An 18,890-nucleotide genomic window follows, 5' to 3' on the forward strand; every position below is an offset into this window, starting at 1 on the left:
GCCGTGCGCTCTGTACTCAGAGACGGGCTCGAACCCCCCAGCCGTTACCAAACTGCACGCACCGGTCTGGCCCCCTCAACGGCGTGTCAGACTCTACCGTGCTGATCTGGCCTGAACATACAAGCCGGGGCCGGCCCGTGGCCGCGGTGGTGCGCGACGACGGCCAGGTGCACCTGGGCGTGGCCGCCCCGGCCGAGCTGGCCGGGGCGCCGGCGGGGGCCTACGTGCGCCTGCCGCTGGACCTGCTGACCGCCGGCTTCGAGCAGGCGCCGCTGCCGGACGGCACCTACCTGGCCCTGCGCCAGGGCAGCCACACCGTGTTCGAGCGCGGGCAGACCGCGCTGGCCCGCAGCGCCGACGCGCTGTCGCGGCCGATCGGCGACACCGGCCTGCGCGCCGCCGCGGCGGTGCCGAACGTGGAGCGCGGCCCGGCCGGCCTGGGTGCGGTGCCATGCCTGGTGGTGGCGGTGCTGCTGGTGCTGCTGGCGGCGCTGCTGCTGCTGGCGGCCAGCCCGCTGGCCGCGCGCCTGCTGCGCCGCGGCCCGGTGGCCGCCGCCGCGGAGGCCAGCGACGAGCCCACCTTTGGCGAGGCGCTGCAGCGCGAGGCCGCCGCCGCGCCGCCGCCGCCGGTGCCCGTGCGGGCCGAGGAAACCGTGGTGGAGGTACAAGTGGAACCTGGCATCTTCCGTGCCTATGACATCCGTGGCGTGGTCGGCCGCGAGCTGACCCCGCAGGTGGCCGCGCTGATCGGCCAGGCCATCGGCTCGGTGATGGCCGAGGAGGGCCTGACCGACATCGTGGTCGGCCGCGACGGCCGCCTGTCCGGCCCGGAGCTGGCCGGCGGGCTGATCGAGGGCCTGCGCCGCGCCGGCCGCAACGTCATCGACGTGGGCATGGTGCCCACCCCGGTGGTGTACTTCGCCGCCTACCACCTGCGCGCCGGCAGTGGCGTGGCGGTGACCGGCAGCCACAACCCGCCGGAGTACAACGGCTTCAAGATCGTGGTCGGCGGCCAGACCCTGTCGGGCGAGGCCATCGCCGATCTTTACGCGCGCATCCGCGACGGCCGCCTGCACCAGGCCGCCGAGCCGGGCCGGCTGGCGCAGGAGGACGTGGCCGAGGCCTACATCCGCCGCATCGCCGACGACGTGCAGCTGGAGCGCCCGCTCAAGGTGGTGGCCGACGCCGGCAACGGCGTGGCCGGCGAGATCGCCCCGCGCCTGCTGGAGGCCATCGGCGCCGAGGTGGTGCCGCTGTACTGCGACGTGGACGGCACCTTCCCCAACCACCACCCGGATCCGAGCGAGCCGCACAACCTGCAGGACCTGGTGGAGACGGTGAAGCAGTTCGGCGCCGACCTGGGCGTGGCCTTCGACGGCGACGGCGACCGCCTGGGCGTGGTCACCCGCGAGGGCGCGGTGATCTTCCCCGACCGCCTGCTGATGCTCTACGCCGAGGACGTGCTGCAGCGCAATCCGGGCGCGCTGGTCATCTACGACGTCAAGTGCACCGGCAAGCTGTCGGACCACATCCTGCGCCACGGCGGCAGCCCGCTGATGTGGAAGACCGGCCACTCGCTGATCAAGTCCAAGATGCGCGAGACCGAGGCCGAGCTGGCCGGGGAGATGAGTGGCCACTTCTTCTTCAAGGAGCGCTGGTACGGCTTCGACGACGGCCTGTACTCGGCCGCGCGCCTGCTGGAGATCCTGGCCGGCCGCGAGGAGAGCCCTTCGGAGGTGCTGGGCGCGCTGCCCGACGCCGTGTCCACCCCGGAGATCAAGGTGCCGGTGGAGGACGACCCGCATGCCATCGTGGCGCGCTTCTCGGCCGCGGCGCAGGCGCCGGACGGCCCGTTCGCCGGCGCGCGCCTGACCACCATCGACGGCCTGCGTGCCGACTGGGCCGACGGCTGGGGCCTGCTGCGCGCCTCCAACACCACGCCGGTGCTGGTGCTGCGCTTCGAGGCCGACGACGAGCAGGCACTGGAGCGCATCCGCGCACTGTACCGCGAGCAGCTGCGCGAGCTGCTGCCGGAGGCGAATCTGGAGTTCTGACGCGGGCCGGCCGCCGCGGCCCTACTGCCGCGGCGGGACCCCGCCGGCGGGGGCGGCGGCCGTGGCCCCCGCGTCCGGCGCCTGGCCGGACTTGAGCGCGCGGTAGCGCTGCAGGGTCTGCTCGATCTCCACGTCCAGCGCCGCGCGCTGGCGCTCGAAGCTGCGCTGCAGCGCCTGGTTGTACAGCAGCTGGGCGTGGCGCTCGCGGATGTCGCCGGCCAGCTTGTCCGGCACCTTGCGCCCGCCCAGCTCGTGCTCGCCGGCGGTGCGCAGCAGGGTGACCAGGCCCTCGCGCAGGCTGGTGATGTTGTAGCGTGCGGTCTTGATGCTGTTTTCCACCAGGGTCACGCGCTCGGCGAACACCCGGCGCAGCTCGTCCTCGTTCTGGAACGAGGTCAGCATGGCCTGGTCGGTGCGGCGGCGGGTCTCCTCGGCGGCGGCCTCGGTGCGGCGGCGCGCCTCCTCCTCGGCCTGGGCGGCGCGCTCCTCGGGCGTGAGCGCGCGCTGCACCTGGCCGGTGCGCAGACCGGAGGCGACGCTGATCTCCTCGCGCTCGGCGGTGACGGCCTCCGGTGGCAGGGCGTCGGCGCAGATGCGCTGGCCGTCCTGGTTCCAGCAGTAGAGCTTCTTGGCGGCCGGAACCTTCTGTTGCGCCGCCGCGACCAGCGGGACAAGGAGCAGGCCGGCGGCCCACGATGCCAGCGGCCTTGGATGGATCGGCGTCACGGCAGCACCCCCTTGCTGCTAGTCAGCCTGTCGGTTGGCAGCCGTAGCGTGCCCGGTAGGCCTGCAACGGCTCGCGGTATGCGGCCAGTTTGTCGTTTCCGGCGGCGAATGCAAGCAGGTCGCCCAGCCCGGCCACGGCCACCACCGGCACCCCGGACTCGGCGGCCACGGCCTGGGCGGCCGAGCGGCGGTCCTGCGCGGAGGCGATCTCCTGCCGGTCCAGCGCCACCACGATGCCGGACACCGTGCCGCCGGCGGCGCGGATGATGCCCAGCGCCTCGCGGATGGCGGTGCCGGCGGTGATCACGTCGTCCACCACCAGCACCCGGCGCCCGGCCAGCGGCGCGCCGACCAGGGTGCCGCCCTCGCCGTGGTCCTTGGCCTCCTTGCGGTTGAACGCCAGCGGCAGGTCGCGGCCGCGCCGCGCGTACTCGCATACCAGCGCGGTGGCCAGCGGGATGCCCTTGTAGGCCGGCCCGAACACCAGGTCGAAGTCCAGCCCGGCTTCGTCCACCGCGTCGGCGTAGCAGGCGGCCAGGCCGGCCAGGCGGGCGCCGCTGTCGAAGCGGCCGGCGTTGAAGAAATAGGGCGAGACGCGCCCGGACTTGAGGGTGAACTGGCCGAAGCGCAGCGCGTCGGCCTCCAGGGCCAGCTGCAGGAAGCGGGTGCGGTGGTCGGACATCGGGGGGCGTCGCGGGGAAACGGCCCCATAGGATAGCGGCCGCCGCGCGGGGCCGGGTTCGCGCGCCCGCGCCGCCGGCGGACGCGATCCGGTAGGCTAGCCCTTTGCCACGCCACCAGCTTTCCCGGATGCGCATCATCAGCTTCAACGCCAATGGCGTCCGCTCGGCCGCCAGCAAGGGCTTCTTCGACTGGCTGCGCCTGCAGGACGCGGACGTGGTGTGCCTGCAGGAGACCAAGTCGCAGGAACACCAGCTGGCCGATCCCTGCTACCGCCCCGACGGCCATCACTGCTTCTACCGCGACGCCACCACGAAGAAGGGCTACAGCGGCGTGGCCATCTACGCCCGCCGTGAGCCGGACGAGGTGATCACCGCACTGGGCTGGCCGGAGTTCGACGAGGAGGGCCGCTACATCGAGGCGCGCTTCGGCAACCTCAGCGTTGTCTCGTTCTACATCCCCTCCGGTTCCTCCGGCGAGCCGCGCCAGGCCTTCAAGTACCAGGTGATGGAGTTCCTGGGTCCGATCCTGGAGGGCTGGCTGGCCAGCGGCCGCGACTACGTGCTGTGCGGCGACTGGAACATCGTCCGCTGCCGCAAGGACATCCGCAACTGGACCTCCAACCAGAAGAACTCCGGCTGCCTGCCGCCCGAACGCGCCTGGCTCAACGGCCTGGTCGGCGAGGACGAGGGCAGCGACGGCACCCCGCCGCGGCCGGGCGGCTGGGTGGACACCTACCGCGTCCTGCACCCGCAGGGCGAGGACTACACCTGGTGGAGCAACCGCGGCGCGGCGCGCGCCAACAACGTGGGCTGGCGCATCGACTACCAGTTCGTCACCCCGTCGCTGGCGCCGCGCCTGCGCGCCTGCTCGATCTACCGCGAACAGCGCTTCTCCGACCACGCGCCGTACACGGTGGACTACGAGGGCGCGCTGCGATGAGCGCCGCCTCCGGCCAGGGCTACCGGGGCTGGGCGGGCATCCGCCGCGCCTTCGGCACGCCCTCGGCCATGACCCTGGCCCTGCTCGGCTTCGGCTGCGGCCTGCCGTTCCTGCCGGTGGCCTCGATGACCCTGTCCACGCGCCTGCGCGACGCCGGCCTGGACCTGGGCAGCATCGGCCTGATCAGCCTGGCCAGCTTCTTCTACCTGCTGAAGTTCCTTTGGGCGCCGCTGATCGACCGCTACCTGTTCGCGCCGCTGGGCCGCTTCGGCCGCCGCCGTTCGTGGCTGCTGGCCGCGCAGCTGGGAGTGATGCTGGGCCTGGGCGCGCTGGCCCTGACCCGCCCGGAGCTGGGCGTGGGGCCGCTGGTGGCCTGGGTGCTGTTCACTTCCTTCGCCGGCGCCACCCAGGACTCGGTGGTGGACGCCTACCGCATCGAGGTCGCCCCGGCCGCGGCGCAGGCCGCGCTGGCGGCCACCTACACCCTGGGCTACCGCATCGGCCTGATCGCCGGCGGCGCCGGCGCGCTGTACCTGGCCGACTTCGGCAGCTGGAAGGCGGCCTACCTGGGGCTGGCCGCGCTGATGGCCCTGCCGGTGGCGGCGACCCTGCTGGGCCGCGAGCCGGTGGCGCCGGAGGCCACGGTGCAGCGCCGGGTGGATTTCCTCGGCGCGTTCTGGCAGCCGTTCTCCAGCTTCTTCGCCAGCAACGGCATCGCCCTGGGCCTGGCGCTGCTGCTGTTCGTGGGCCTGTTCAAGTTCCCCGACCAGGTGATCGGGGTGATGGCCGGGCCGTTCTACCTGGACAGCGGCTACACCAAGGCCGACATCGCCACCGTGTCCAAGCTGTACGGCATCTGGGCCGGCATCGGCGGTGCCTTCCTCGGCGGCCTGTGCGTGGCCGCCTTCGGCTTCCGGCGCATGCTGTTCGTCGGCGCGCTGGGCGTGGCCCTGTCCAACCTGGCCTTCCTGCTGATGGCGCAGTATCCCTCGCAGCTGTGGGCGTTCTACGCGGCCATCACCGCCGACAACGTGGCCCAGGGCTTCGCCGGGACCACGCTGGTGGCCTTCATGTCGTCGTTGACCGACCGCAACTTCACCGCCACCCAGTTCGCCCTGCTGGTGTCGCTGGCCAACCTGCCGGGCAAGTTCGCCGGCGGCGTGTCCGGCTACCTGGTCGAGGCCACCTCGTACTCGACCTTCTTCGTGCTGTCGGCGCTGACCGTGGTGCCGACCCTGGCGCTGCTGGCCTGGCTGTGGCCGCGCATCCGCGAGGCCGAGGCGGGCTGAACCGTCTCGCCTCGGCCGGCGGATCGTGGCAGGCTTGGGACGGACCTGCCGCGGGAGCGCATGCCCATGCCGGAGCTGGTACTGCAGGAGATCGACCCGAGCCTGGCCGAACGCATCCAGCGCGTGGCCAGGGCACGCGGCTGGACGGTGCAGGAGGCCGCGCTGCGGCTGCTGGAGCAGGGTCTGATGGCGGTCGAGCAGGAGGTCGGCAGCGGCCTGGAGACGGACGAGGCCGACGCCCTGGCCGAGGCCATTTCCGCGCTGAAGGACCTGCCCCCGGGCCCGGGGTTCTGAGCGCGGCGCCGCCTCAGCGCTGCAGCAGCGACGACGGTTGCGCGGCGTGCCGCGCCGCGACGGCTGTGCGCGCCGTGCGGCCGGGCGCGTGGCGCGCGGCGGCGTCGGCCTTGCGCCGCTCGCGCACGCGCTGGGCGGCGTAGGCCAGGGCCGAAGCCATGATCAGCGTGTAGCCCAGCAGTTCGGTGCATTCCTCGGCGGCGTTCTTGAACACGCGCACGTAGTGCTCGGCCAGCAGGCCGTGCCACAGCGAGGTCATGCCGAACAGGCGCGAGTACACCAGCAGCAGCACCAGGCCCACGGTCATCACCGCGGCCGAGCGCGAGACCAGGAAGCGGGCCAGGGCCGCAAGCGTGGAGCGGCGGTGGCGCACCGCGTAGCCGAGGCCGGCCGCGGCCACCGCGGTGACCAGCAGCGACCACAGGCCGCGGAACAGCAGGTCCCAGACCGCGTCCAGCTCGCGGACCAGCATTCAGGCGAAGAAGGCGGCGGCCAGCACGGCGAAGCCGCGCTCGTCCTCGCGCGCGCGCGCCAGGCGGACGAACGCCAGCACCGTGGTGGTGAGGAAGCCGAGCTGGGTCAGCTCGACCAGCGACCACTCGCCGACGCTGTTGCGCAGCCAGTGGATGTCGGCGTACAGCAGGGCCACGGGCGTGGCCATGACCAGCGCCAGCAGCGCCGAACGGCCCAGATGGGCCCGGAGGATGTGCAGTTCCTTGTTCACGACGGGGGACTCTTGGGGGAGAGAGCGCGCGGGATGTGGCCGCGGCGGGGCCGTGGTGCCCGCAGGTCGTGGGGCAGATTCTAGCGGCAGCCGGGGGCGCGACCGGCGCGATGGATGGAACGTTGCGTCATCCACGCTTCAGCCTGCGCGCCGTCCGTTCAGGCCGCCGTGGGGATCCCGCGTGAACAGGCCAGGCACGCCACCTGCGCGTGCCGGAAGGCCCGCCCGGCGCCCCGCGCCGGGCGGGAGGAGCGCGGCTTCAGGGCAGCGGCAGCGGCTCGTCGCGCCAGATGGCCACGTGCGGCCCGCCGGCGGCGCCGATCCAGCCGCGGTCCATGCCGCCGGTGTTGAACGGGAAGGCGGCCTTGCCCTGCGCGTCCAGGGCGATCGCGCCGCCGTCGCCGCCGGCCTGCGGGACCAGCCGGTTGATGACCTCGTCGGCGGCGCGGGCCAGGCTGCTGCCGGACAGGCGCACGCGCGCGCAGATCTCGTGCGCGGCGGCGGTGCGGATGTAGAACTCGCCCCAGCCGGTGCCGGACACGGCGCAGCGTGCGTCGGCCCAGGTGCCGGCGCCGATGATCGGCGAGTCACCCACGCGGCCGTAGCGCTTGTTGGTCATGCCGCCGGTGGAGGTGCCGGCGGCCAGGCGGCCATCGGCGTCCAGCGCCACCGCGCCCACCGTGCCGAAGTAGGCCCTGGCCGGTGCGTCCGAGTGCAGCGCGTGCGGCTTGCTGTCGTCCTGCAGCGCCTGCTGCAACTGGCGCCAGCGCTTCTCGGTGCGGAAGTAGGACGGATCCACCAGGGCGATGCCCTGTTCCCTGGCGAACTGCTCGGCGCCGTCGCCGACCATCATCACGTGGCGCGACTTTTCCATGATCGCCCGCGCCAGGGTGATCGGGTTGCGCACGCGGTGCAGGCCCGCCGCCGCGCCGGCGCGGCCGCTGGCACCGTCCATGATCGAGGTGTCCAGCTCGTTGCGGCCGTCGTGGGTGAACACCGCGCCGCGCCCGGCGTTGAACATCGGCGCGTCCTCCAGCACGGTCACCGCCGCGGTCACCGCGTCCAGCGCCGGCATGCCGGCCTGCAGCCGCGCGTAGCCAGCGCGCAGCGCCTCGGCCAGCGCCGCGCGCGCGGCCTGCTCCTCCTCCGCGGTGAGGTCGCCCGGCTCCACGCCGGCGCCGCCGTGGACCACCAGCAGCGGCCGGTCCAGGGCCACCAGCACGCCGTCGCGCACCGCAAAGTCGCGCCGCGCCAGCGGGTTCTCCACCTCGCCCGAGGGCAGGTGCAGCACCGAATCCGGGCCGGCCACCAGCACCTGCACCCGTTCCTGGCGCATCGGTGCGTCCTGCGCCTGCGCGGCCAGCGGGCCGCGCACGACGGTGGCGCCGGCGCCCGGTGCGGAGGCGTACACGCGCGCGCGGCCGTCGGCTTCCACCGCCACCGCCGCGTCCTCGTCCACGCCCAGCCCCAGCAGCGGCCGGCCGGCCATGGCCTCGGCCTTGGCCAGGAAGGCCAGCAGCCGGCCCAGGCGGTCGCGTTCGCCGAAGTGGGTGTCGGTGAGCACGCCCTCGAGCAGGGCCAGGCGCAGGAAGCCGGTCTCGATGGTGACCGCATCGCCCAGCGGATCGGCCAGAGCCTGCGGGCTGGTGATGCTGCCGCCGTCCATCGCCCCGTACAGGTACTCGCCCAGGATTGCCAGGCCGGCGCTGGTGCCGCCCAGCGGCTTGCCGGCGCGCACGTGCGCCTCCAGCGCCGCGACCACCGGCGTGCCGCGCCAGAAGCGCACGTAGCGCGCCTGGTGGCCGCCGGCGATGAAGATGCCGTCGGCGCGCCTGAGCGCGCGCAGCACGGCGCGGTCGTAGGCCGCCGCGCGGTCGTGGAACACGAAGGTCTCCACCGAGGCGACGCCGCCGACCTCGTTGTGGAACTCCTCGCCGATCTCCCCGCCCTGGGAGGCGCGCAGGACCACGATGTGGCCATGGCCGGCCTTGGCCATGAACCAGCGCAGGGCGTCGTGGTTGCGGTCGCCGCCGCCCATCAGCAGCAGACCGGGCTGCACCTTGCCGGGCGTCCTGGCCGTGCGGTCGCCGACCAGGTAATGCCCGTACTCGGCCGCCGCCGCCGAGGCGGCCAGCGCCCAGGCCAGGGCCAGCCCGGCCAGCTTCCACACCGTACCCACGCGTCTGCTCATCGCACCTGCTCCCACAACGGATCCGTCCGCGGCACCGTGCCGCGGCCTGCACCAAGGTACTAGACGAACCGGCGCGCGCATGCCCCCATCGCTGGGCTAGAGTGCGGCCATGCTCAACGACCTCGACGCATGGTTCGTCCGCGAGATCCTGGTGCACGAGCGCGCGCTGGCCGGATACCTGCAGCGCTGCTGGCCGCACCGCGACGAGCTGCACGACCTGCGCCAGGAGGTCTACGCGCGGGTCTACGAGGCCGCCCGCCGCGAACGCCCGGCCTCGCCGCGGGCGTTCCTGTTCGCCACCGCGCGCCACCTGATGACCGACCGGGTGCGCCGCAGCCGGGTGGTGTCGATCGAGCCGATGGGGGATTTCGAGTCCTCGAACGTCTACCCCATCGACGAGCTCTGCCCCGAGCGCTGGACTGGCGGCCGCCAGGCGCTGCGGCGCCTGGTGGAGGCGCTGGACGCGCTGCCGGACCGCTGCCGCGAGGTGGTGTGGCTGCGCCGGGTGGAGGAGCTGCCGCAGCAGGAGGTCGCGCGGCGCCTGGGCATCAGCGGGAGGACCGTGGAGAAGCACCTGGCCAAGGGCATGCGCCTGATCGCCGACCACCTGTTCGGCGGCGACCCGGCGCGTGGGCGCGGGGCGCCGGCCGCAGCCGCGCCCCTGGAGGAAGGCCATGGACGACAGCAGGACGATTGAGCGCACCGCCGCGCAGTGGCTGGCGCGGCGCGAATCGGGCGCGTGGAGCGCGCGCGACCAGCAGGCCCTGGAGGCCTGGCTGGAGCAGCGCACCGAGCACCGCGTGGCCTGGCTGCGCCTGCATGCGGCCTGGGAGCAGGCCGGGCGCCTGCGCGCGCTGGCCGCGGGCCTGCCGCCGGGCCAGGTGCCCGAGCGCGGCCGCTGGGCAGCCTGGGCTGCCGGCGACGGAGCCCCGGCCGCATCGCCGGTGCCCGATCTGCGCGCGCTGCGCTTCGCCCCGCGTCCCCCGCCCCGGCCCGCGCGCTGGCCGCGGCGGCTGGCCGCCTGCCTGGCGCTGGCGATGGCCGCCGGCGCGGGCTGGGGCGCCTGGCAGCTGTCCGGCCGGCAGCAGGCCCACTACGCCAGCGCGGTTGGCCAGGTGCGGGAGGTGGCGCTGGCCGACGGCTCGCGCGCCACGCTCAGCAGCGGCACCCGCCTGGCCGTGTACCTGGACCGCGGCCAGGGCCGGGGGGTGCTGGAGCAGGGCGAGGCCCTGTTCGAGGTGGCGCGCGACCCGGCACGCCCGTTCGCGGTGGAGGCCGGCGGCTACCGCGCCGTCGCGGTGGGCACCCGCTACGCGGTGAGGCGCGAGGCCGGGGCGCTGCGGGTGGTGGTGACCGAGGGCAGGGTGCGCCTGGAGGACCTGCCCGGTGCCGGCGCGCCGCGGCCGGTGTCGCTGCTGCCGGCCGGCAGCGTGGCCACCGCCGGCGGAGACGGGGTGCTGGTGCGCAACCTGCCGGTGGAGGAGGCGCAGCGCTACCTGGAGTGGCGCGACGGCTTCCTGGTCTTCGACGACACGCCGCTGGAACAGGCGGCGGCCGAGTTCAACCGCTTCAACCTGCGCCGCCTGGAGCTGGCCGACCCGGCGGTGGCCGCGCTGCGCGTCGGCGGCCACTTCCGCTGGTCGAACCTGGACGCCTTCGTCGGCCTGCTCGAGCAGGGCTTCCCGGTGCGCGCCGAGCGGCACCCGGACCGGATCGTGCTGTACGCGCGCTGACGCTTCCCCGGGATGGGGGCAACGGCCGCCTCGTTCGTCACAGCAGGATGAGCGTGCCGTCCCGGCACGGGAGAGAAAGAACCGATGCATGCGCCCTCGCGTGTCCTGTTGCTGACCCTGGCCTGTTCGGTCGCCCTGGCGGCCCAGGCGCAGGCCCGTTCCCCCCACATCGATGTGCCCGCCGGCGACCGGGCGGCCGCCCTCAACGCCCGGGCCCGCCAGTCCGGCACCCAGCTGGTGTACCGGGCCGAGGACCTGAAGGGTCGCCGCACCGCCGGGGTGCGCGGCGCCACTTCCGCCGACCAGGCGCTGGAGCAGCTGCTGCGCGGCAGCGGCCTGGCCGCCCGCCGCGACCAGGCCAGCGGCGCTTTGCTGGTGGCCCGCCAGGATCCGGCGCCGGCCCCCGCGCCGGCCCGCGCCGCGCCGCAGCCGGCCGCGTCCGCGGCGGAGGCGCCGCAGGAGATCGTCCACATCGACACGGTGCAGGTCACCGGCTCGCGCATCCCGCGCGCGCAGATCGAGGGCCCGGCGCCGATCACCGTGGTCACCGCCGAGCAGATCCAGGCCAACGGCTTTACCACCGTGCCGGACATCCTGCGTGGCCTGACCCAGAACAGCGGCGAAACCCAGAGCCAGCAGTCGGCCAGCGGCGCCGACTTCTCGCCCGGCGCGCAGCAGGTGGACCTGCGTGGCCTCGGTCCCAACCACACCCTGGTGCTGGTCAACGGCCGCCGCATCGCCGATTTCCCGCTGCCGTTCAAGGGCCGCAGCAACTTCACCGACATCTCCAACATCCCGGTGGCGATGATCGAGCGGGTGGAGGTGCTGACCGGCAGCGCCTCGGCCATCTACGGCTCGGACGCCATCTCCGGCGTGGTCAACTTCATCCTCAGGAAGCGTGCCGACGGCACCACCGTGGACGGGCGCATGGGCCCCACCAGCGAGGGCGGCGGCGAGTCCTTCGAGGCCAGCCTGGTCGGCGGCTTCGAGCGCGGCCGCCTGGGCGGCGTGTACAGCGTCGACCTGGTCTCGCAGGTGCCGCTGTGGGCCTACGAGCGCGACATCCAGGACTCGACCCGGGACGCGCCCACCGCCAACACCCGCATCGCCCGCCGTGCCTACCTGCGCACCGACTGGTGGGACGACTACATCGACCCGGGCCAGGCCGCCTGCGATGCCCTGGCCGGGCAGAACCGCGGGACCACCTACCACGCCTACCGCCCGCGCTACGGCTACTACTGCGGCAGCGACGAGGCCATCGGCTACGGCACCATCCTCAGCAAGCGCCGAGGGGTGAATGCCTACGCCTCGCTGACCTACCTGTTCGACAACGGCAGCGAGTGGTTCGCCGACGTGCAGGCCGGCCACCACGACGTGGCCCTGTTCCGCGACGTGACCTCGTGGAGCCACATGGGCGCCGACGGCAACGAGGAGGGCTACTTCTTCAACCGGGTCACCGGCCAGGTGGAGTACTGGCAGCGCCAGTTCTCGCCGGAGGAGATCGGCGGCCTGGACCGCAACATGATCGAAACCACGCAGAAGACCTTCGGCCTGACCACCGGCTTCAAGGGCAGGATGGGCGAGGCGTGGGACTACGAGGCCTCGCTGGGCTGGTCGCAGTACAGGGCCACCATCAGCTGGCCGCAGATCGTGGCCGCGCGCGCCAACGAGCTGTTCCTCGGCCCGCAGCTGGGCGTGGACGACGACGGCTTCCCGGTCTACGACGCCGACCCGGCGCGCCTGTACCGGCCGCTGACCCGCGCCGAGTACGACGCCATCGCCGCGCGCAGCGTGTACCACCCCGAGTCGGAGACCGGCACCCTGGCCCTGACCGTGGCCACCGGCGAGCTGTTCCGCCTGCCGGGCGGCGATGCCGGTTTCGCCGCCACCGTGGAGCTGGGCCACCAGGCCTACGATCTCAACCCCGACCCGCTGGCCACGCAGTACCACTACTACAGCTGGAAGGACTCCGACGGCCACGGCAGCCGCAACCGCTGGGCCACCGCCGCCGAGCTGCGCCTGCCGCTGCACGACACCCTCAACCTGAGCCTGGCCGGCCGCTACGACCAGTACCGCTACGCCGGCAACTCGGTGGGCAAGGCCACCTGGAGCGCGGGCCTGGAGTGGCGCCCGGTCCAGACCCTGCTGCTGCGCGGCTCCTACGGTACCGCCTTCCGCGCCGCCGACCTGCACTACGTCTTCGCCGGCACCGGCAACGACGAGACCTCGGGCATCGACTACTACCGGTGCCTGGTGGACGGGGCCGACGACTGCTCCGACTACGACGAGGGCCTGATCCGCACCCGCGCCGGCAACCGCGAGCTGGAGCCGGAGACCAGCACCTCCTGGACCGCCGGCTTCGTGTGGTCGCCGCTCGAGGGCCTGGACATCTCCGCCGACTGGTTCGACATCGACATGCGCGACCAGGTGCAGGACATGCGTGTGGACGCGATCCTGCGCGACGAGGCCGCCTGCCGCCTGGGCAGCCTGGACCCGGCCTCGCCGACCTGCGTGGACGCGCTGGCGCGGGTGTCCCGCAGCGCCACCAGCGGCGCGCTGTACGGCATCCACGTCAGCCCGGTCAACGTCGCCCGCGAGTACACCAGCGGTGTGGACGTGGCCGCGCGCTACCGCCTGGACACCGGCATCGGCCGCTTCACCCTCGCCTTCAACCACACCTGGGTGAAGGAGCACGAGTACCAGCAGTTCCCGGGCGACCCGGTCGAGGACCAGTTCGCCATCAACAGCGGCTTCGACATCCCGCGGACCAAGAGCGGCGCCAGCCTGGGCTGGGAGCGCGATGCCTGGGCGGTGACCCTGTACGGGCAGCGCCTGGGCCGCCTGCCCAACGGCTGGTCCTACGACCAGGTGTGGGAGGAGGGCGATCCGGGCCCGTGGATCGCGGCCACCTACCGCTACAACGCCTCGGTGCAGTACCGCTTCGACGCGCGCTCGCGGCTGAGCCTGTCGGTGGTCAACCTGGCCAACAGGATGCCGCCGAGGGATCCGACCTACACGGCGTATCCGTACTACGACATCGCCTGGTTCGACTCGGTGGGCCGGCAGATCCACCTGCAGTTCACCCACCGCTTCGGCGGCAGCGGACCGTAGGCGCCGCCCGGGAGGGCATGGGCGCCGCGGTCCCGGCCGCGGCGCCTTTCCGTGCGCCGCAGCGGCCGGATCAGGCCGGGTGGACCACCCCCAGCACGCGCGGCCCGCGCGCGCCGGTGACCGCCGGCAGGTTGCCGGGCAGGCCGGCCAGGGTCTGCCGCGCCAGCCAGGCGAAGGCCATGGCCTCGACGTAGTCCGGGTCCAGCCCGTGCACGGCGGTGGACTCCACCACCACGCCGGGCAGGCGCGCGGCCAGGCGCGCCATCAACAGCGGGTTGCGCACCCCGCCGCCGCACACCAGCACCCGCGCGGTGCCCGGCTGGTGCGCGCGCAGCGCATCGGCGGCGGTGGCCGCGCTCAGCTCCAGCAGGGTGGCCTGCACGTCGGCCGGGGCCTCGCCACCGCGCAGCCGCGCCTGCACCCACTCCAGGTGGAAGTGCTCGCGGCCGGTGCTCTTGGGCGGTGGCAGGGCGAACCAGGGCTCGGCCCGCAGCCGTGCCAGCAGCGCCTGGTCCACCGTGCCGCTGGCGGCGAACGCGCCGCCGGCGTCGTAGGCGGCGCCGGTGTGGCGCTGGCACCAGGCATCGAGCAGGGCGTTGGCCGGGCCGGTGTCGAAGCCGCGCACCGCGCCGGCGCGCGGCAGCAGGGTGTAGTTGCCGATGCCGCCGAGGTTGAGCACCGCGCGGTCCTCGTCCGGCGCATGCAGCAGCGCGGCGTGGAAGGCCGGCACCAGAGGCGCGCCCTGGCCGCCGGCGGCCACATCGCGGCGGCGGAAGTCGCACACGGTGGTGATGCCGGTGCGCTCGGCGATCACCGCGCCGTCGCCGATCTGCAGGGTGAAGGGCGCCTCCCCGTGCGGACGGTGGCGGATGGTCTGGCCGTGCGAGCCGATCGCCGCCACCTGCGCCGGGGCGATCCCGGCCTGCTCCAGCAGCGCCCGCGCGGCGGCGGCGAAGGCCTCGCCCACCTGCACGTCCAGCCGGCCCAGCTCGTTCAGCGAGCGTGGCTCGCCGCCCTGGCCGATGGCCACCAGACGCTCGCGCAGGGCCGCCTCCCACGGGTGGGTGCGGGCGGCCACCAGGCGCAGGCCGGCGGTGGACGGGCCGTCGGGGAACTCGACCAGCGCGGCGTCGATGCCGTCGGCGCTGGTGCCGGAGATCAGGCCAAGGAAGAGATGCGGCATGCGCGCCATTGTAGGCGCGGTGCCCGCCTCAGCCGCGCTTGTCCGCCTTGCCGCCGGACTTGCCGGCGTCGGCGTCGGCGAACATCAGCTTCTCCATCTGCTGCATGTGCGCCAGGGTCGGGGCGGTCTGCCGGCGGAACGCGGCCAGGGCGGCGCCCTTGAGCGGCTCCGGCGGCGGCAGGGTCACCGACAGCGGATTGCGGTGCACGCCGTTGACGCGGAACTCGTAGTGCAGGTGCGGGCCGGTGGCCAGGCCGGTGGAGCCGACGTAGCCGATCACCGTGCCCTGGGACACGCGCTGGCCCTGGCGGATCTTGCCGAAGCGCGACATGTGCGCGTACAGGGTGGTGTGGCCGCGGCCATGGTCCAGGATCACCACGTTGCCATAGCCGCGCTGCTGGCCGACGAACTGCACGCGCGCGTCGCCGGCGGCCATGATCGGGGTGCCGGGGCTGGCGGCGTAGTCCACGCCCTTGTGCATGCGCATGGTGCCCAGCACCGGGTGCTTGCGCGAACCGAAGCGCGAGGTCAGGCGCGCGTACGGGATCGGCATGCGGATGAAGCTCTTCTTCAGCGGCCGCCCGTCCGGGGTGTAATAGCCGACCTTGCCTTCGTACTCGAAGCGCACGCCGGTGTAGGTCTTGCCGCCGGTGGTGAAGGACGCGGCCAGGATGCGGCCGGGGCCGATGCGCTCGCCGTCGCGCCAGGTCTCCTCGACCACCGCGCTGAAGCGGTCGCCCGGCTGCACGTCCTTGAAGTCGATGTCGTAGGTGAAGATCTCGTCGGTCATCACCGCGATGGCCGCCGGGCTGAGTCCGGCCTTGCGGCCGGCGGCGTACAGCGAGTGCTCGATCTCGGCGCTGGTGACGGCGATCCGGGTGGTGGTGGCGCGCTCGTGCACCTTCTCGTGGATCTCGTCGCCGTCCACGTGCAGCTCCACGCGCTCGGTGGGGCTGCGGTCGAAGCGGAAGCCGCGCAGCCTGCCCTGCTCGTCCAGGGCGAAGGCCAGCTCGGTGCCGGGTTTGAGGCGGGTCAGCGCCTCGCGGTTGCCGGGCCGCTCGAGGATGCGGTGCATCACCTCGACCGGCACGCCCATCCGCGCGAACAGGGCGCCGAGGGTCTGGCCGCGCTCCACCTGCACCACCTCCCACTGGTGCCCGGGCTGGGCCGCCGGCGCGTCCACGCTCAGCGGCGGCAGGCTCAGTGGCAGCGTGGCATGGGCCTGCGAGGCCGGCGGCAGCTGCGAGGAGAAACCGGGGACGATGGTGGCCACCAGCGCGCCGAGGGTGGCGAACAGGCTGGCGTGCAGCCAGTGGCGGCGGGTCCAGCGGGTGTTGAATGCCGCGGGGAACCGCTGCCTGAGCTTGCGGTGGAGGAGACGGTGGTGGAGGACGCCGAGGCGGCCGTGGAACTGCTGCTTGCGGATGCGGCCGTGGTCGGTCAGGGGCATCGAGCGGGTTTCCTTCACGGGCCCCTGGGGCGTGGCCCTGCCGGGGCGTACCATAGTCACCTGAAATCCCCGCGTCAAACCATTGATGTTAATGAACTTTCCGCTGGCGCCGCGGTTAACTAGCACTTAACATCGCGTTCAAGTTTGTCAGGGCGCCGCGCGTCCCCCACCGGAGCCATTCTGTGTCGTCCATCGAAGAATCCATCGCCCTGATCAGCCGGGGCGCCGACGAGATCCTCAAGGTCGAGGAGCTGGAATCGCGGCTGAAGCTCGGCCGCCCGCTCCGGGTCAAGGCCGGCTTCGACCCCACCGCGCCGGACCTGCACCTGGGCCATACGGTGCTGCTGAACAAGATGCGCCAGTTCCAGGACCTGGGACACCAGGTGATCTTCCTGATCGGCGACTTCACCGGGATGATCGGCGACCCGACCGGCAAGAGCGCCACCCGCAAGCCGCTCACCCGCGAGGAGGTGCTGGCCAACGCGGAGACCTACGCCGAGCAGGTGTTCAAGGTGCTGGACCGCGGGCGCACCGAGGTGCGCTTCAACAGCGAGTGGTTCGGGAAGATGAGCGCGGCGGACATGATCCGCCTGGCCGGCCAGCACACCGTGGCGCGCATGCTCGAGCGCGACGACTTCGCCAAGCGCTTCGCCGCGCAGCAGTCCATCGCCATCCACGAGTTCCTCTACCCGCTGGTGCAGGGCTACGACTCGGTGGCGCTGCAGGCCGACGTGGAGCTGGGCGGCACCGACCAGAAGTTCAACCTGCTCATGGGCCGCGGCCTGCAGGAGCACTTCGGCCAGCCGCCGCAGATCGTGCTGACCATGCCGCTGCTGGAAGGCCTGGACGGCGTGCACAAGATGAGCAAGTCGCTGGGCAACTACATCGGCATCACCGAGCCGGCGATCGACATCGTCAACAAGACGATGAGGATCGGCGACGAGCTGATGTGGAAGTGGATCGAGCTGCTCAGCTTCGAGATCACCGCCGCCGAGGCGCGCAGGCTGCGCGAGGAGGTGGCCGCCGGCCTCAACCCGCGCGACGTCAAGCTGCGCCTGGCGCGCGAGCTGGCCGCGCGCTTCCACGGTGCGGCCGCGGCCGAGCAGGCCATCGCCGGCTGGCACGCCGCGGTCACCGGCCGGGGCGACACCTCGCTGCTGCCGCTGCAGGAGGTGGCCATCCCCGCCGAGGGCATCCGCATCGCCGCGCTGCTGACCGCCGCCGGCATCACCCCGTCCAACTCCGAGGCCAACCGCAAGCTGAAGGAGCGCGCGGTGCGCGTGGACGGTGCGGTGGTCGAGGACCCGCAGCTGAGCTTCCGCCCCGGCTTCGAGGGCGTGCTGCAGGTGGGCAAGCGCAACTTCGCCCGGGTCCGCCTGGTCGCCGCCTGAGCCGGCGCGGCCCGCCGCGCCGGAGCGTCTGCGTGACCACGCAGTCGCGGCCGCCGCGCTTGGCCGAGTACAGCGCCTCGTCGGCCGCGCGCATCAGCATGGACAGCGGCATCGGCCGCGGCGAGAGCGCCACGCCGAAGCTGGCGGTCACCTGCACCGGCGGCGCCGGCGGGTCCAGGCGGGTGCCGGCCAGCGCGGCGCGGATGCGCTCGGCCAGTTCCCGTGCGTTGCGCGCCTCCGGCCCGGTCACCACGATGACGAACTCCTCGCCGCCGGTGCGTGCGAACACGTCCTGCTCGCGGGTCTGCGCGCGGATGGTGTCGCACAGCTTCTGCAGCACCAGGTCGCCGATCTCGTGCCCGTAGCGGTCGTTGACCTGCTTGAAGCGGTCCAGGTCCAGGGCGATCACCGCCAGGTTCGCCTCGCGGGTGAGCCGTTCCAGCTCCGGGTCCAGGCGGGCGAACAGGCCGCGGCGGTTGAGGGTGCCGGTGAGCGGGTCCAGCATCGCGGTCTGGCGCAGCGATTCGGCGGCGCGGAAGCTGGCCAGCATCAGCATGCAGAAGTTGACCAGGTACCACAGCGCCAGGTCGACGTTGACCCAGGCCTCGTTGGGCCCGTAGCGGCCGGTCAGGGCCTGCAGCAGGTCGCGTTCGTACAGCCAGGCCAGGACCACCGCGGCGGCCATCACCAGGCGCGCCGGCACCCGCAGCGGCGGCATGTCCAGGCGGCGCAGCTGCCACAGCAGCACGCCCAGCAGCACCAGCCCGGCCAGGCTCATCGCCGCGCCCTGGTCGTCGATCGCGTCGCCGGCCAGCCAGGCCAGCAGCGGCAGCACGGCCAGCGCCGGCACCAGGGTCCATTCGGCGCGGCTCAGCGGACGCTGCTGCACGAACTTCACCAGGGAGCCGGCCATCACCGCCAGGCCGCCGCAGGCCAGCATCCCGCCGGCCGTGGCCGCCGCGGTGGTGGCGCCGGAGGCGCCGGCGCGGGCCAGCTAGGGCCTGTTAACACTACGTGCTAACATACTGCGCATGGAACTTACGCCTGCGCAATTCGCGCGTATCGAGGATTGCCTGCCGCGGCAGCGGGGCAATGTGTCGCTGGACAACCTTCAAGTGCTC

15 protein-coding genes and 2 pseudogenes are annotated in these 18,890 nt (G+C 73.3%); 8 read left to right on the top strand and 9 right to left on the bottom strand.

All coding sequences use genetic code 11. The features are described 5' to 3' along the window. Positions 1-137: 137 nt before the first annotated feature. Positions 138-2,054, top strand: a complete 1,917-nt coding sequence (locus tag CR938_RS11025) for a phosphomannomutase/phosphoglucomutase (RefSeq protein WP_246191057.1) — start codon at positions 138-140, stop codon at positions 2,052-2,054. A gap of 21 nt (positions 2,055-2,075) precedes the next feature. Here CR938_RS11025 and CR938_RS11030 read toward each other — a convergent pair whose 3' ends face one another. Together CR938_RS11030 and pyrE are read right to left on the bottom strand one after the other, a co-directional pair. After that, positions 2,076-2,771, bottom strand: coding sequence for a hypothetical protein (locus CR938_RS11030; protein WP_425502442.1), 696 nt, complete (start codon positions 2,769-2,771; stop codon positions 2,076-2,078). Between the two features lie 31 nt (positions 2,772-2,802). After that, positions 2,803-3,462 carry an orotate phosphoribosyltransferase gene (pyrE, locus tag CR938_RS11035; RefSeq protein WP_162125062.1) on the bottom strand — a complete coding sequence of 220 codons (660 nt, stop codon included), beginning with the start codon at positions 3,460-3,462 and terminating at the stop codon, positions 2,803-2,805. Between the two features lie 128 nt (positions 3,463-3,590). Between pyrE and CR938_RS11040 the strand changes: the two genes are divergently transcribed. The 3 genes from CR938_RS11040 to CR938_RS11050 all read left to right on the top strand — a co-directional run bounded on the left by CR938_RS11040 (position 3,591) and on the right by CR938_RS11050 (position 5,986). Further along, on the top strand, positions 3,591-4,403 hold the full coding sequence (locus tag CR938_RS11040) for an exodeoxyribonuclease III (RefSeq protein ID WP_162125063.1): 813 nt from the start codon (positions 3,591-3,593) through the stop codon (positions 4,401-4,403). After that, positions 4,400-5,692, top strand: a complete 1,293-nt coding sequence (locus CR938_RS11045) for an AmpG family muropeptide MFS transporter (protein WP_162125064.1) — start codon at positions 4,400-4,402, stop codon at positions 5,690-5,692. The genes CR938_RS11040 and CR938_RS11045 overlap by 4 nt, the downstream gene beginning before the upstream one ends. Positions 5,693-5,758: 66 nt before the next feature. Continuing rightward, complete coding sequence (locus CR938_RS11050) at positions 5,759-5,986, top strand: hypothetical protein (RefSeq protein ID WP_162125065.1); 228 nt, start codon at positions 5,759-5,761, stop codon at positions 5,984-5,986. A 13-nt stretch (positions 5,987-5,999) separates the two neighbouring features. Here CR938_RS11050 and CR938_RS14680 read toward each other — a convergent pair whose 3' ends face one another. The 4 genes and pseudogenes from CR938_RS14680 to CR938_RS14695 all read right to left on the bottom strand — a co-directional run. Then, on the bottom strand, positions 6,000-6,458 hold the full coding sequence (locus tag CR938_RS14680; protein ID WP_246191058.1) for a hypothetical protein: 459 nt from the start codon (positions 6,456-6,458) through the stop codon (positions 6,000-6,002). After that, on the bottom strand, positions 6,459-6,710 hold the full coding sequence (locus CR938_RS14685) for a hypothetical protein (RefSeq protein WP_246191059.1): 252 nt from the start codon (positions 6,708-6,710) through the stop codon (positions 6,459-6,461). 259 nt (positions 6,711-6,969) lie between these two features. Further along, the gene (locus CR938_RS14690) at positions 6,970-7,965 is read right to left on the bottom strand and encodes an isoaspartyl peptidase/L-asparaginase family protein (RefSeq protein WP_246191060.1); all 996 of its coding nucleotides are present in this window, start codon (positions 7,963-7,965) and stop codon (positions 6,970-6,972) included. Positions 7,966-8,145: 180 nt separating this feature from the next. Further along, positions 8,146-8,982 (bottom strand): annotated as a pseudogene (locus CR938_RS14695) (cyanophycinase); the annotation flags it as partial. Positions 8,983-9,010: 28 nt separating this feature from the next. On the opposite strand from CR938_RS14695, the gene CR938_RS11065 reads away from it, so the two are divergent. From CR938_RS11065 to CR938_RS11075, 3 genes are all read left to right on the top strand, one after another. Further along, the gene (locus CR938_RS11065; RefSeq protein ID WP_162125067.1) at positions 9,011-9,598 is read left to right on the top strand and encodes an RNA polymerase sigma factor; all 588 of its coding nucleotides are present in this window, start codon (positions 9,011-9,013) and stop codon (positions 9,596-9,598) included. Next, a complete protein-coding gene (locus CR938_RS11070; RefSeq protein WP_162125068.1) occupies positions 9,576-10,634 on the top strand; it encodes a FecR family protein in 1,059 nt (352 codons plus the stop codon). Before CR938_RS11065 ends, CR938_RS11070 begins: the two co-directional genes overlap by 23 nt. Positions 10,635-10,718: 84 nt before the next feature. Next, positions 10,719-13,745, top strand: a complete 3,027-nt coding sequence (locus CR938_RS11075; protein WP_162125069.1) for a TonB-dependent receptor — start codon at positions 10,719-10,721, stop codon at positions 13,743-13,745. Positions 13,746-13,815: 70 nt separating this feature from the next. Here the strand turns inward: CR938_RS11075 and CR938_RS11080 are convergent, their stop codons facing one another. Next, positions 13,816-14,937 (bottom strand): anhydro-N-acetylmuramic acid kinase, encoded by a 1,122-nt coding sequence (locus CR938_RS11080; protein WP_162125070.1) that lies wholly within the window; start codon positions 14,935-14,937, stop codon positions 13,816-13,818. A 19-nt stretch (positions 14,938-14,956) separates the two neighbouring features. Next, a complete protein-coding gene (locus CR938_RS11085) occupies positions 14,957-16,378 on the bottom strand; it encodes a peptidoglycan DD-metalloendopeptidase family protein (RefSeq protein WP_162125071.1) in 1,422 nt (473 codons plus the stop codon). Between the two features lie 182 nt (positions 16,379-16,560). Here CR938_RS11085 and tyrS point away from each other — a divergent pair, with 182 nt between their 5' ends. After that, on the top strand, positions 16,561-17,769 hold the full coding sequence (tyrS, locus tag CR938_RS11090) for a tyrosine--tRNA ligase (protein ID WP_162125072.1): 1,209 nt from the start codon (positions 16,561-16,563) through the stop codon (positions 17,767-17,769). Positions 17,770-17,812: 43 nt separating this feature from the next. On the opposite strand, the pseudogene CR938_RS14860 reads toward tyrS, so the two are convergent. Further along, positions 17,813-18,709 (bottom strand): annotated as a pseudogene (locus CR938_RS14860) (GGDEF domain-containing protein); the annotation flags it as partial. Positions 18,710-18,890 lie beyond the last annotated feature (181 nt).

The sequence above is a fragment of the Pseudoxanthomonas taiwanensis genome, from assembly GCF_010093135.1.
In the GTDB taxonomy this organism is placed as follows: Bacteria; Pseudomonadota; Gammaproteobacteria; order Xanthomonadales; family Xanthomonadaceae; genus Pseudoxanthomonas; species Pseudoxanthomonas taiwanensis.